Genomic DNA, 12694 nt, shown 5'->3' on the forward strand with positions numbered 1-12694 from the left:
GTGACGCTAGCGGGATCCGTTACACGAAAGAAACCAAAACGTGCCAGTCCCGACGAATTCCGGCCGGCGGCGGTCTACTTCTTCGCCTGACCTTCGACCACGCCGAGGGCTGCCTGTGCGCGGTCCTCGTAGTTCTTCCGCGTCGCGATGTCGAACTCGAGGAACACATTGTCCAGACCGAGCTTCTTGTTCATCCAGCGCCTGCCGCGCGGTCCGAGCAACTGAGCGGCCTGCGCGGTGAAGCGGAGGAACGGCGGTACCGCGACATGGGTCTTGGGCTTGTCGAGCGTCTTCACGATGGCCGCCGCGATCTCTTCGGGCTCCACCGGCTTGGTGCCCGCTGTCTCTCGGGTTCCCGAGATCAGGTCAGTCCTGGTGAACGGCGGCATCACCACAGAGACGTGCACGCCGTGCGGCGCGACCTCGTCCGCCAGCGCCGTCGACAGGCCCACGACACCGAACTTCGCGCCGACGTAGACCACCTGGCCGGGCACCGGGATGACGCCTGACAGCGACGCGATGTTGATGATGTGGCCGCGGCGACGGTTGAGCATGTCGGGCAGTGCCAGCTGGCACCCGGCGATGACACCGTAGAGGTTGACCTCGATCGAGGATCGGATCGATTGCTCGGACTGCTCGAGGAACGGTCCGATGGGCATGACGCCGGCGTTGTTGATCAGCACGTCGATGTGGCCGCCGCCGTCGGTGCGTGCCTTGTCCAGGAACGTCGCGAACGACTCGCGGTCGGTGACGTCGAGCGGGTAGCCCGATACCGACCCGAGCTTGGTCAGCTGAGCCACCGCCGACTCCTGAAGCGCCACGTCACGGTCTCCGATGACGACGCGGGCGCCGCGCTTGAGCAGGGCCGTCGCGGTTGCGTACCCGATGCCCCGTGCCGCCCCGGTGATGGCGATGGTCTTGCCGGCGATGTTGTCCATGCGGCGAAACTTTACACGTGTCAAGTTTTGAACGGAAGTCCGTCACTCGATGACGTCGGCACCGGCCGGACCGAACAAGTAGAGGTCGTCGACCACGGCTGCCGGGTCCGCGGACCAGTCCATCGCGGTCAACTGGGCGCGGCTTCGGCGGCCCGTCCGCCACCGCAGAGCGTCGAATCGTGTGGTGTGCAGGATGAGCTCGGCACCCCCGGGTGGGCCGCTGCGATATTCGCCGTCCTCGACGACGACGCGCATGGGTACGGGAGGGTCGAGCATGGCAAGCAGCGTGTCCGCGGTCCACCTCACGGACTCCGCATCCCGCGCGCCGGGCCGGCCGATCGCACTGCGGATGTCGTGTTCGTGGCAGGCGATGTCGCCCAGCGGTGGTTCCAGGTCCTCTGCGTCGGCGAGATGGTGCAGCCTGCTGGCGGCGCTGTCCCAGAGTTCGAGGAGCTCGGTTGCGCCGAGTCCGTCGAATCGGCGGACGTGATCGGCGGTCTGAGCATCCGTCGGTGCCCCCGCCAGTCGTCCGTCGGCCCAATCCTGTGCGACGGCCGTCATGTGGGCCACGACGTCGCGGACCGACCAACCCGGGCACGCGCGTCGCGGGCACGCGTCAACTCCTTCTCCTTAACGAGCATGTCGGCAAGGGCCGCCTGCCATTCCGGCGCGGCGACGATCTCGGGTGTCTGCACGGAACCTCCTTCGTAAACGTTAAACAGTTCTGTTGAATATCAGCATCAGCAGAACATGCTCACACCGCTATAGTCAACAGAATGGTTGAAGATCCGACCCTGGACCGCGCGTACGCGGCGCTCGCCGATCCGACGCGCCGCTGGCTGCTGGAGACACTGCGGCAGGGCGACGCGCGCATCACCGATCTGGCGGCGCCGCTGCCGATGACCTTCGCGGGAGTCTCGCGTCACGTGGGCGTGCTGGAGTCGGCCGGCCTGGTGCGACGCGAAGTGCGCGGCCGCGAGCACTGGCTCTCTGTGCAACCGGACGGACTGTCGTCCGCGCGCCAGTGGATCGACGCGCAAGCCGACTTCTGGTCCACCCGCGCCGACGCGTTGTCGGAGAGGTTGCGCAAGAAGGGACGCGGCCGATGACCGACGGACCCGTGGTCCGGGTCCAGCGCGTCATGCCCGCCCGTCCGGACGTGGTGTTCGACGAGTGGTTGGACCCCGAAGCGCTCATGGACTGGATGTGCCCACGCCCGTCCCGGTGTGTGGCGATCATCATCGAACCGAAGGTCGGGGGCCGGGTCAGCTTCGATGTCGACGACTCGGGCTCCTCGGTGCTCATCACCGGCCAGTTCCTCGACATCGACCGGCCGAACCTGTTGCGCTTCACGTGGAGTCATTCAGGCTGGGCTGATCCGACGGTCACCAGCATCGTCAACGTCGCGTTCGAACCGTTCGGCGTCGACCAGACGCTGATGTCCATCGAGCACTCGCTACTACCGCCCGAGGGGTTCGAGGATCACGACCTCGGGTGGGCGGCGACCGCGGATCAACTGGTGGCGCTGCTGCCGCGAAGGTGATGCCTCGACGTGTCGGTGGAACCGGGTAGTTTAGAACACATGTTCGATGGTTCGCTACCGGAGTCGGCTGCCCTGGCTGAGGCCAGCGATGCCGCGCTGGCGGAGGCGGCGGCCGGGTGGGCGACAGCTTCGGCGGCGGCGGAGGCACGCAAGTTGGCGGTGATCGCCGAGGTGCAGCGCCGCGCCGTGGCCGGAGGGAGCCGCTCGCGGTGGGCGATTGATGAGGTCGATGCCGCCGCGGCGGGCCTGTCGTGTGCGCTGACGATCAGCCACGGTCGCGCGCTGGGGCAGATCGAGTTGGCCGTCGCTCTGCGCGATCGGCTCCCGAAAGTGGGGGCACTGTTCCTGGCCGGCCACCTCAGCGGCGCGATGATCTCGACGATCGTGTTCCGCACCGCGCTGGTCCGCGACGCGGTCGCGCTGTCCCACATCGACAGCGAGGTCGCCGACAACGCCGCGGGCTGGGGCCCGCTGTCACAGCACAAGCTCGAGCAGGCCATCGATTTCTGGGTCGATCGCCATGACCCCGACGCGGTGCGCCGACTGCGCAACTCGGTTCGGGTGCGTGACTTTACCGTCGGGGACCGCGACGATGCCACCGGAACTGCCAGCGTCCACGGGCGGTTGACTGCCACCGATGCGGTGCTACTGGAGCGGCGCATCACCGACATGATCGCGTCGGTGTGCGACGACGATCCCCGCACCCTGGGCCAACGCCGCTCCGATGCTGTCGGCGCGATCGCCGCCCACGCTACACATCTGGCGTGCCGCTGCGACGACCCGACATGCCGAGGCAAGGTCGACGACGGTCGTGCCAGCAGCGTGACCATCCATGTCATCGCCGACCCGGAATCACTCGATGCCGCCCTGGACCCGAAACTGCACGGCGAGGGGCTGGAATACGCACCCACCCCGCCCGCGCCTGCCGAGCCGCCTGAGCCGCCTGAGCCGCGGCGGCGCAAGGCTGCGCTGATTGCCGGCGCCAACGGCGCGATCGTGCCCGCGCCACTGCTGGCCGAACTGATCGCCGGTGGTGCGAAGATCCGCTACCTCAGCTCGCCGTGTGACAGTGAGGACCGCTACCGACCGTCGACCGCGCTGTCCGAGTTCGTGCGCACCCGGGACCTGACGTGCCGCTGGCCCGGCTGCGACCGGCCTGCCGCACACGCCGACATCGATCACACCCGCCCCTGGCCCGTCGGCCCCACCCATCCTGGCAACATCAAATGCTATTGCCGTCTGCATCATTTGGTGAAAACGTTCTGCGACGGCTTCGCCGATGCCCAATTACCTGACGGCACAGTGCAAGTCACGACACCGACGGGACACACCTACACCACGAAACCGTTCTCGACGTTGTTGTTCCCCGCCTGGAACACCACCACCCCGCCCGCGCCGGATACCTCAGAACGACCTTCAGAGCCCAGGCCCGGCCGCGATCTCATGATGCCTACCCGCCGACGCACCCGCGAACAGAGCCGCGCCGCCCACATCGCCACCGAACGACGCCTCAACGCGATCCAACGTGACCTCGACATCGCAGCCGCGGCCGCTCGACAAGCCGAGCGCGCCGCCATACGAGCACAGAAGCAGACACAGCCACCGCCGCCGCCCAGCTACGAGTTTCCCCCAGCCGGTTACGAACCCGACTACGGCGACGACCCACCACCGTTCTGATGCGGCCCGGCGCCATGCGCTAGACATTGAGGTGATGTCCACGCCTCCCGTTGGTGACCTGCGCTTCGTGGCGGTCGGCCAAGATGACCCACTGGCTGCGCCGCTGATCGACGAACTCGCGGTCGAGTACGCCGACCGGTATGGCGGAAGCAGAGACCGAGTCCACGCGTGGTTGCGCGGTTACCCCGCTGAGGAATTCGAGGCGCCGGGCGGTGGCCTGCTGATCGGACTGCTCGACGGCCGACCCGTGACCGGCGGGGCCTACCGGCGATTCGACGACACGACCGCCGAACTGAAACGCATCTGGACCGACAGCGGGCACCGTCGCCGCGGCCACGCACGGGCGCTGGTGGCGCGGCTGGAAACCGTCATCGCCGCGCGCGGCTATTCGCGGATCTATCTGACCACCGGCGACCGCCAACCCGAAGCCGAGGCGCTGTACGAGTCGATGGGCTACACCCGGTTGGCCGAGCCGCTCCCCGCCGAGGGTGAGGTCTATCCGATCGCCTTCGTCAAGGCGTTGCAGGACCCACCCGGCCTATAGGCTTGCCGACGTGTCAGAGTCGACCGTCGGCTGGTTGATGCTGGCCGCTGCCGCACTGACATTCGTGCTCGGTGGAGCGTCGCGGGTGGTCATCGGCCGTCGCCGCGAATCCGCAGCGGTGCGTCGTCTCGTCCACACGTTCCGGCGCACCGGAATCGCACGGGTGCTTTTCGGGCGCTTCGAGGACGACGTGCTCGACGACGAAGAACTCGACACGATGATCCTGATGCCCACGATCGTCATCGCGTGCGGCCTGTGCCTGACTGCGCTGTTTCTCCTCGGTTACGACACGTTGGCCTGATTCACGGCTCAGCCGTGGTGGCCTGATTCACGGCTCGGCCGTGGTGGCCTGATTCACGGCTCGGCCGTGGTGGCCTGAGTCGCGGCCTCCCTGATCGGGCCCCGCCACGCCGGCCCGTGTCCGGGCAGCAGCACCTCGGAGTCGAGTTCGGCCAGTACACCCAGGCTGCGGCGGCACCCGTCCTCGTCGTGGTTGAACAACGACGGCAGCAGTTGCGGACCCCGGCGGGGCGCCACCGGGTGATCGGTCACCAGCGCATCCCCGCTGACCACCACACCGTCCACGACATAGGAACAATGCCCGCCGGTGTGCCCGGGCGTCGGGATCATCTGCGGCGCACCCGGCAGTCCCGCCGCGATCTCGTCGGTCAGCGGGGCGGTCGTCGGGATGCCGGCGTGGTTGAGCCCGCCCTTGCGGATGATCGACACCGACCACTTGAGCCATTTCGGCTGCCAGACGTGGGCCGCGACGTCCACCGGCGAGGCCTGTTCGAGGTATTCGCGCTTGGAGTGCCCGACCTCGTCGGCGTGGCAGTAGACGGGCGTACCGTGCTCGGCGGCGAACCAGATGGCGGTGCCGAAATGGTCGATGTGGGCGTGGGTCAACAGGATCGCGCGGACGTCGTCGACACCGAAGCCCAGTCGGCCCAGCGATCCGAGCACGTCGGCGCGGCTGCCCGGGAAGCCGGCGTCGATCATCATCACACCGTCGTCACCGGCGACCAGAGTCCAGTTGACCAGGTCCGTCTGTGCGAAGTGGACGCGGTCGGTGATGGCCGTGAGCACGGGTGCCATGCGGCGAGTGTAGAAAGATGACATGGCTGAACTGAAACTGGGCTACAAGGCGTCGGCGGAGCAGTTCGCCCCACGCGAACTCGTCGAACTGGCCGTCGCCGCTGAAGCACACGGTATGGACAGCGCCACGGTCAGCGACCATTTCCAGCCCTGGCGCCACGAAGGTGGCCACGCACCCTTCTCGCTTGCCTGGATGACCGCCGTGGGTGAGCGCACCGAACGCCTTTTCCTGGGCACCTCGGTGCTGACCCCGACGTTCCGCTACAACCCGGCCGTCATCGCGCAGGCGTTCGCGACGATGGGCTGCCTGTACCCCAACAGGATCTTCCTGGGTGTGGGTACCGGCGAGGCGCTCAACGAGATCGCCACCGGATACGAGGGCGAGTGGCCCGAGTTCAAGGAGCGCTACGCACGACTGCGCGAGTCGGTGCGGCTGATGCGCGAGCTCTGGCTGGGCGACCGCGTCGACTTCGATGGCGACTACTACAAGACCAAGGGCGCCTCGATCTACGACGTGCCCGAAGGCGGCATCCCCATCTACATCGCGGCGGGCGGGCCCCAGGTGGCCAAGTACGCGGGGCGGGCCGGCGACGGGTTCATCTGCACCTCCGGCAAGGGCGAGGAGCTCTACAAGGACAAGCTGATCCCGGCGATGCGGGAAGGCGCCGAGGCGGCCGGCAAGAACCCCGACGACGTCGACCGGATGATCGAGATCAAGATCTCCTACGACACCGATCCCGAGCTGGCGCTGGAGAACACCCGGTTCTGGGCGCCGCTGTCGCTGACCGCCGAGCAGAAGCACTCCATCGACGATCCGATGGAGATGGAGAAGGCCGCCGACGCGCTGCCCATCGAGCAGGTCGCCAAACGCTGGATCGTCGCATCGGACCCCGACGAAGCCGTCGCCAAGGTCGCTGAGTATGTGGGCTACGGCCTCAACCATCTGGTCTTCCATGCCCCGGGCCACGACCAGAGGCGTTTCCTGGAACTGTTCCAGCGCGACCTGGAGCCGAGGCTGCGCAAGCTCGGCTGACTCGACGAACCTCGCGAGACGATGCGGATTCTCGCGACGCTGCTGGGCCTGCTCGCCCTTGCCGTCGCGCTGGTGGCCTTCGCGGCGCGGTACCTGCCGATCACCGGGCACCCCAGCCTGATCGTGGCGGCAGCGTCGCCCTATCTGGCGGTCGCCTCACCGGTGGCGGTGCTGCTGCTGGTGCTGGGCAGACGTTGGCTGCTGACAGTGGTCGCGCTGGCCGTCACGGTCGCGCTGCTCTGGGTGTACGTGCCGCGCTATCTCGCTCCGACGGGCGCCGACGTCGCCGCCGTCGACGTCCGGGTGCTGACCACCAACCTCGGTATGGGACAAGCTGATCCGCCCTCGCTGGTGGCCCTGGCCCGCGACACCGCCGACATCGTGGCTGTGCAGGAGATGACGCAGGAGGCGGCCGACGGGCTGTCGGAGGGCGGGATGGATGCGGTGTTCCCGCATCGCGTTGTGCTCCCGGCGCCGCTGGCGTCCGGGATCGGGATCTGGAGCCGGCACCCGATCGTGAACTCCGGCCGCATCGACGGGTACGCGCTACCGATGCTGGGCACCCGGATCCGCATCCCCGGGGTGGTCGTCGACACCACGGTGCTGTCGATACATCTGGCAGCGCCGTGGCCGCAGCCGATCGAGACCTGGCTGGCCGACATCGCCCTGATGCCCGACACACTGACCGAGGTCGGCCGCGACGCCGGAGCGGGTGCGGTGATCGTCGCCGGTGACTTCAACGCCACCGCGGACATGGCACCGTTCCGGCGGCTGCTGGCAACCGGTTACGGCGATGCCGCCGCAGACGCCGCCGCCGGCCTCGCCCGCACCTACCCCGGCCGCGGCGGCAGGCCTCCGCTGCTGGGCATCGACCACGTCCTGACCAAGAACGCCTCGGCGGCGACGGCCCGCACGGTCGAGGTGCCGGGGGCCGACCACCGCGGTCTGCTCACCACGGTCAGGGTGCCGGTGGACATGACAAGCAGTTGACGGCAGGCTTTGACCCGTGTCTGACGCCGCCGAATCCCCGATGTCCGCCATCTACGTCGCTTCGCCGGAGGGGGACACCGGGAAGTCGACGATCGCACTGGGCATCCTGCACCGGCTCGGTGCGACGGTCGCCAAGGTCGGGGTGTTCCGGCCCATCACCCGCCTCGGCGAGGGGCGCGACTACATCCTCGAGCTGCTGCTGGCCCACACCACCGCGGGCCTGTCCTACGAGGAGTGTGTCGGCGTCAGCTATCAGCAGTTGCACGACGACCCCGACACCGCGCTCGGTGACATCGTCGACCGCTTCCACCAGGTTGCCGAACAGTGTGACGCCGTCCTCGTGGTCGGCAGCGACTACACCGACGTCGCGGCGCCCAGCGAGCTGTCGATGAACGCCCGCATCGCGGCCAACCTCGGCGCTCCGGTGGTGCTCGCCGTCAAGGCCAAGGGCCGCACCCCCGAGCAGGTCACGCAGGTCGTCGAGGTGTGTATCGACGAGATCGCCGCGCAGCACGCACGGACCGCGGCGGTGGTGGTGAACCGATGCGATCCGGCGGCTATGGCCGATGTCGCCGCTGCGCTGCAGAAACTCGGCCCCAGCACCTATGTGCTCCCGGAAGAACCGCTTCTGGTCGCGCCGTCGGTCGCCGAGCTGCAGGAAGCGGTCGAGGGCACGGTACTGCGGGGGGATCCCGCGCTGCTGACCCGCGAGGCGATGGACGTCCTGGTGGCCGGCATGACGGCCGAACACGTCCTGGAGCGGCTGACCGAGGGCGTCGCCGTGGTCACCCCCGGGGATCGCTCAGACGTCGTGCTCGCCGTGCACAGTGCCCATGCCGCAGAAGGGTTCCCGTCGCTGTCCTGCGTCATCCTCAACGGCGGCCTGGCCCTGCATCCGGCGATCGAATCACTGGTGTCGGGGCTGGGGCTGCGGCTGCCGATCATCGAGACGCCGTTCGGCACCTTCGAGACGGCCAGCAGGGTGGCAGCGACGCGCGGCCGGGTCACGACACGATCGCAGCGCAAGGTCGACACCGCGCTGGCATTGATGGAAACCCATGTCGACACCGCGGATCTGTTGGCGCAGTTGGCGATCACGATTCCCTCGGCGGTCACGCCGCAGATGTTCACCCACCGGCTGCTCGACCGCGCCCGATCCGACCGCAAGCACATCGTGCTGCCCGAGGGCAACGACGATCGCATTCTCCAGGCTGCGGGCCGACTGCTGCAGCGCAGTGTGGCCGACCTGACGATCCTCGGCGAGGAGGCCGAGGTCCGCGGCCGCGCTGCTGAACTCGGTGTCGACCTGTCCAGCGCCACGGTGCTCAACCCGCAGACCAGTGAGCTGTGCGACCAGTTCGCCGAGCAGTATGCGACGCTGCGCAGCCACAAGGGGGTCACCGTCGAGCACGCTCGAGAGATCATCCACGACGTGTCCTACTTCGGCACCATGCTGGTGCACAACAACATGGTCGACGGCATGGTGTCGGGCGCCAGGCACACGACCGCGCACACCATCCGGCCGTCCTTCGAGATCATCAAGACGGTGCCCGGTGTGTCCACGGTCTCCAGCATCTTCCTGATGTGTCTGGCCGACGAGGTCCTCGCCTACGGCGACTGCGCCATCGTTCCGGACCCCACCGCCGAGCAGCTCGCCGACATCGCGATCTCGTCGGCGCGCACCGCCGCGCAGTTCGGCATCGCACCGCGGGTGGCGATGCTGTCGTATTCGACCGGGACGTCCGGAACTGGCGCCGACGTCGACAAGGTCAGGAAGGCAACGGAATTGGTCAGATCGCGCGAACCGGAGCTGATGGTCGAGGGCCCCATCCAGTACGACGCGGCCGTCGAGCCCTCGGTGGCGGCGACCAAGATGCCCGACTCGAAGGTGGCGGGCCACGCCACAGTGCTGATCTTCCCCGACCTCAACACCGGTAACAACACCTACAAGGCGGTCCAACGCAGCGCGGGCGCCATCGCGATCGGGCCGGTGCTGCAGGGTCTGAACAAGCCCGTCAACGACCTGTCGCGCGGTGCGCTGGTCGAGGACATCGTCAACACCGTCGCGATCACTGCGATCCAGGCCCAGGGGGTCAGTGCGTGACACGGTCAGTGCTGGTGCTCAACTCGGGCTCCTCATCGGTGAAATATTCGGTCGTGCAGCCGGATTCGGGCGCGATGGTGGCCGACGGCATGATCGACCGCATCGGTGAGGACATCGATCCAGGCTCGGGAGACAAATCCGTGGCCGACCATGCCGCGGCCATCGATGCGGTTTTCGAGGCGTTGGCCGCCGACGGGCATTCCCTCGAGGATCTCGACCTCGCGGCGGTGGGCCACCGGGTGGTGCACGGCGGGCCGAACCTGTTCCGGCCCACCGTGGTCGATGACACGGTGATCGCACAGATCGAAGAACTGGCTCCGCTTGCGCCCCTGCACAATCCGCCGGCGATCCTCGGTATCGAGGTGGCCCGGCGTGCGCTTCCCGACGTCCCGCACGTTGCGGTGTTCGACACGGCCTTCTTCCACGACCTACCCGCTGCCGCAGCCACTTACGCCATCGACCGCGACGTCGCCAGCCGGTGGCACATCAGGCGGTACGGTTTTCACGGCACATCGCACCAGTACGTCAGCGAGCAGGCGGCCGCCTTCCTCGGGGTGCCACTGGACACGCTGAGCCAGATCGTGCTGCACCTGGGCAACGGTGCATCGGCGTCTGCGATCGTCGGCGGCCGCCCGGTCGAGACGTCGATGGGGCTGACCCCCATGGAGGGTCTGGTGATGGGGACCCGCTCCGGCGACGTGGACCCCGGCGTCATCACGTATCTGTCGCGCACCGCCGGCATGAGCGTCGAGGACATCGAGACGATGCTCAACCGGCGATCGGGGGTGCGGGGACTCGGCGGCGAGGTCGACTTCCGGGCCCTTCGCCGCCAGATCGAAACCGGCGATCCAGCAGCACAATTGGCCTACGACGTGTACATCCACCGGCTGCGGAAGTACATCGGTGCCTACCTCGCGGTCCTCGGCACGGCCGGCGTCATCACGTTCACAGCGGGAATCGGCGAGAACGATGCAGCAGTACGCCGCGATGCGCTCTCCGGACTCACCGCGTTCGGCATCGAACTCGACGAGCACCTCAACGACAGCCCGGCCAGGGCGGCCCGGCGGATCTCCCCCGAGGGTGCTCCGACGACGGTGCTAGTGATTCCCACCAACGAGGAGCTTGCGATCGCCCGTGCGTGTGCGCAGGTACTTGCCGGCTGACGGGTCGCGCGCCACGGGGAGTTCGCGTGCCGGGTCGCAGATCGTGAGCAGGCGCCAGACGTGGGGGCCCGCCAGCAGCGACCACTCGACGCCGGTGCGGGCGCACATGATGTTGATGTTGGACAGCGCAGCAAATCCGGCGGCGGCGAAGAACTCGACGGTTTGAAGGTCCAGGACGAGGCGAGTCGACCCGGCGATCCTGCGTTCCACGTAGCGGGCCATCGCGCAGCTGTTGGTGGCGTCGATCTCGCCGTGGATCGTCACCAGCACCTTCGACGGAGGCAGCTGGCAGGCGGAGAACGTCGCCCGGTGATGCTCCTCCCGCAGGTCGAAGGATCGCGGGTCCGGACGGTACACCCGTTGAGTACTCGGAGCGCCTGATGATTCTGAACTGGACACGGTGACCTCCGTCAGCCGATATCTGCCGTCAGGGGAGTGGCCCTTGATTCTCAAAGCCTTGCGTTGGTCGCTTGTCGCGCCCGATGCGCCGATGACGTCACCACTTGTGCTGGCTGGTCCATCAACCAGTGTCGAAACGATACTACGGATCCCGTCGCGGAACCAGAAGTTTCGCCGAACTCATCGAACACCACTTCACCTGCGAGTTTGCTCGACAGCGGCGGCTCGATCAGGTGGGTCGGGCGACGCTTTGGTCAATTTTGACGGTTCAGCAACGGATTTCGTCGTTGCTGGTTGATTGGCATAAAACATCAAGCGTGTGATGATTCCGGTCATGACGGGTGCACTCGACGGGAAAGTAGCGATCGTCACGGGTACCAGCAGAGGTGTCGGTGTCGGAATCGCCCACGAACTGCTGCGCGCCGGGGCGACCGTGATCGGCTGTTCGCGGGCCCCGCTCGATGCGATCCCGGGGACCGGTGAGAATCCGGAGTGGGCGCAGCGATCCGCCCAGATGGTTTGTGACCAAGGCGATTACCACGCGATCGACGCCATGGTCACCGAGGTGGCTGACACGTACGGGCGGGTGGACATCCTGGTCAACAACGCCGGCGGTACCGTCCCGTCGCCGCATGCCGAGGACGTCCCCTCCCTGGTCTCGCGCATCCAGGGGGCGCCCGCCTCCGACGACGACTTCGAACGCACGGTGCTGTTCCACGCGTTCGCCGTTCAGATGAACCTGATCAGCCCGCTGTGGTTCGCGATCCGGGTCTACCGGCAGATGCAGCGCCAAGACGGGACGGGCTGCATCGTCAACGTCTCCAGTGGCGCCGGTCATCCGGCCGGTTCTCCCACGTTGGTGTCATACGGGGCGGCAAAATCCGGGTTGAACCACCTGACGAGGTCGCTCGCCGAGGAATGGGGCCCGACGGCCCGGGTCAACTGCGTCGCCCTCGGTCCGACCATCACCGAGAACTTCCGCTCCTTCGTCCTTCCCGAGGACGATCCCACAGGATCCGACTACTTCAGCGCGCTACCGCTGCGACGCGGCGGAGAACCCGCCGAGGTCGGTCGCACCTGCGTCTTCCTGGCTTCTGGCGCAGCGGATTTCATCAACGGCACCACCATCGAGATCGACGGCGGAATGTTGCCCGGGGTGCTGTACGAGGCGGGCCTCAAAACCATCACCGACCTGCTGTGAGGAGCGA

Annotated in this window: 14 protein-coding genes and 1 pseudogene; 10 read left to right on the forward strand and 5 right to left on the reverse strand. The window is 67.5% G+C overall.

Annotated elements, in window-relative coordinates; genetic code table 11:
- Positions 1–74: 74 nt before the first annotated feature.
- The 3 genes and pseudogenes from ABDC78_RS02880 to ABDC78_RS02890 all read right to left on the reverse strand — a co-directional run.
- On the reverse strand, positions 75–938 hold the full coding sequence (locus ABDC78_RS02880) for an SDR family oxidoreductase (RefSeq protein ID WP_178361257.1): 864 nt from the start codon (positions 936–938) through the stop codon (positions 75–77).
- Between the two features lie 42 nt (positions 939–980).
- On the reverse strand, positions 981–1499 hold the full coding sequence (locus ABDC78_RS02885; protein WP_178361258.1) for a hypothetical protein: 519 nt from the start codon (positions 1497–1499) through the stop codon (positions 981–983).
- Between the two features lie 32 nt (positions 1500–1531).
- Positions 1532–1633, reverse strand: a pseudogene (locus tag ABDC78_RS02890) (DUF899 family protein); the annotation flags it as partial.
- Positions 1634–1714: 81 nt separating this feature from the next.
- Here ABDC78_RS02890 and ABDC78_RS02895 point away from each other — a divergent pair.
- From ABDC78_RS02895 to ABDC78_RS02915, 5 genes are read left to right on the forward strand one after another with little or no spacing between them, the layout of a single operon-like run.
- Positions 1715–2047 (forward strand): metalloregulator ArsR/SmtB family transcription factor, encoded by a 333-nt coding sequence (locus ABDC78_RS02895; protein WP_178361260.1) that lies wholly within the window; start codon positions 1715–1717, stop codon positions 2045–2047.
- The gene (locus ABDC78_RS02900; RefSeq protein ID WP_178361261.1) at positions 2044–2481 is read left to right on the forward strand and encodes an SRPBCC domain-containing protein; all 438 of its coding nucleotides are present in this window, start codon (positions 2044–2046) and stop codon (positions 2479–2481) included. Before ABDC78_RS02895 ends, ABDC78_RS02900 begins: the two co-directional genes overlap by 4 nt.
- Positions 2482–2520: 39 nt before the next feature.
- Positions 2521–4158, forward strand: a complete 1638-nt coding sequence (locus tag ABDC78_RS02905) for an HNH endonuclease signature motif containing protein (protein WP_178361262.1) — start codon at positions 2521–2523, stop codon at positions 4156–4158.
- 34 nt (positions 4159–4192) lie between these two features.
- On the forward strand, positions 4193–4702 hold the full coding sequence (locus ABDC78_RS02910) for a GNAT family N-acetyltransferase (RefSeq protein WP_178361263.1): 510 nt from the start codon (positions 4193–4195) through the stop codon (positions 4700–4702).
- A 37-nt stretch (positions 4703–4739) separates the two neighbouring features.
- Positions 4740–5003: a hypothetical protein gene (locus ABDC78_RS02915; protein ID WP_178361507.1), complete on the forward strand. Its 264-nt coding sequence runs from the start codon at positions 4740–4742 to the stop codon at positions 5001–5003.
- Positions 5004–5056: 53 nt separating this feature from the next.
- Here ABDC78_RS02915 and ABDC78_RS02920 read toward each other — a convergent pair whose 3' ends face one another.
- A complete protein-coding gene (locus tag ABDC78_RS02920) occupies positions 5057–5797 on the reverse strand; it encodes an MBL fold metallo-hydrolase (protein ID WP_178361264.1) in 741 nt (246 codons plus the stop codon).
- A gap of 22 nt (positions 5798–5819) precedes the next feature.
- Between ABDC78_RS02920 and fgd the strand changes: the two genes are divergently transcribed.
- The 4 genes from fgd to ABDC78_RS02940 are packed head-to-tail and all read left to right on the forward strand — an operon-like array spanning position 5820 to position 11087.
- Positions 5820–6830, forward strand: coding sequence for a glucose-6-phosphate dehydrogenase (coenzyme-F420) (fgd, locus tag ABDC78_RS02925; RefSeq protein ID WP_178361265.1), 1011 nt, complete (start codon positions 5820–5822; stop codon positions 6828–6830).
- A 21-nt stretch (positions 6831–6851) separates the two neighbouring features.
- Entirely contained in the window at positions 6852–7820 is a 969-nt protein-coding gene (locus tag ABDC78_RS02930) for an endonuclease/exonuclease/phosphatase family protein (RefSeq protein WP_178361266.1), read from the forward strand.
- A 40-nt stretch (positions 7821–7860) separates the two neighbouring features.
- Positions 7861–9924, forward strand: a complete 2064-nt coding sequence (gene pta / locus ABDC78_RS02935) for a phosphate acetyltransferase (RefSeq protein WP_178361508.1) — start codon at positions 7861–7863, stop codon at positions 9922–9924.
- Entirely contained in the window at positions 9921–11087 is a 1167-nt protein-coding gene (locus tag ABDC78_RS02940) for an acetate kinase (RefSeq protein WP_178361267.1), read from the forward strand. Before pta ends, ABDC78_RS02940 begins: the two co-directional genes overlap by 4 nt.
- On the opposite strand, the gene ABDC78_RS02945 is transcribed toward ABDC78_RS02940, so the two are convergent.
- Entirely contained in the window at positions 11022–11486 is a 465-nt protein-coding gene (locus tag ABDC78_RS02945; RefSeq protein WP_178361268.1) for an STAS domain-containing protein, read from the reverse strand. The two genes, ABDC78_RS02940 and ABDC78_RS02945, sit on opposite strands and share 66 nt — an antisense overlap.
- Positions 11487–11820: 334 nt before the next feature.
- Between ABDC78_RS02945 and ABDC78_RS02950 the strand changes: the two genes are divergently transcribed.
- Entirely contained in the window at positions 11821–12687 is an 867-nt protein-coding gene (locus ABDC78_RS02950) for an SDR family oxidoreductase (protein ID WP_178361269.1), read from the forward strand.
- The last annotated feature ends 7 nt before the right edge of the window (positions 12688–12694 follow it).

The sequence above is a fragment of the Mycobacterium sp. DL genome, assembly GCF_039729195.1.
GTDB lineage: Bacteria > Actinomycetota > Actinomycetes > Mycobacteriales > Mycobacteriaceae > Mycobacterium > Mycobacterium hippocampi_A.

Coding starts and splice junctions, on each gene's coding strand:
- ABDC78_RS02880 (WP_178361257.1), bottom strand. CDS start 938: ATGGACAACATCGCCGGCAAGACCATCGCCATCACCGGGGCGGCACGG.
- ABDC78_RS02885 (WP_178361258.1), bottom strand. CDS start 1,499: ATGACGGCCGTCGCACAGGATTGGGCCGACGGACGACTGGCGGGGGCA.
- ABDC78_RS02895 (WP_178361260.1), top strand. CDS start 1,715: ATGGTTGAAGATCCGACCCTGGACCGCGCGTACGCGGCGCTCGCCGAT.
- ABDC78_RS02900 (WP_178361261.1), top strand. CDS start 2,044: ATGACCGACGGACCCGTGGTCCGGGTCCAGCGCGTCATGCCCGCCCGT.
- ABDC78_RS02905 (WP_178361262.1), top strand. CDS start 2,521: ATGTTCGATGGTTCGCTACCGGAGTCGGCTGCCCTGGCTGAGGCCAGC.
- ABDC78_RS02910 (WP_178361263.1), top strand. CDS start 4,193: ATGTCCACGCCTCCCGTTGGTGACCTGCGCTTCGTGGCGGTCGGCCAA.
- ABDC78_RS02915 (WP_178361507.1), top strand. CDS start 4,740: ATGCTGGCCGCTGCCGCACTGACATTCGTGCTCGGTGGAGCGTCGCGG.
- ABDC78_RS02920 (WP_178361264.1), bottom strand. CDS start 5,797: ATGGCACCCGTGCTCACGGCCATCACCGACCGCGTCCACTTCGCACAG.
- fgd (WP_178361265.1), top strand. CDS start 5,820: ATGGCTGAACTGAAACTGGGCTACAAGGCGTCGGCGGAGCAGTTCGCC.
- ABDC78_RS02930 (WP_178361266.1), top strand. CDS start 6,852: ATGCGGATTCTCGCGACGCTGCTGGGCCTGCTCGCCCTTGCCGTCGCG.
- pta (WP_178361508.1), top strand. CDS start 7,861: ATGTCCGCCATCTACGTCGCTTCGCCGGAGGGGGACACCGGGAAGTCG.
- ABDC78_RS02950 (WP_178361269.1), top strand. CDS start 11,821: ATGACGGGTGCACTCGACGGGAAAGTAGCGATCGTCACGGGTACCAGC.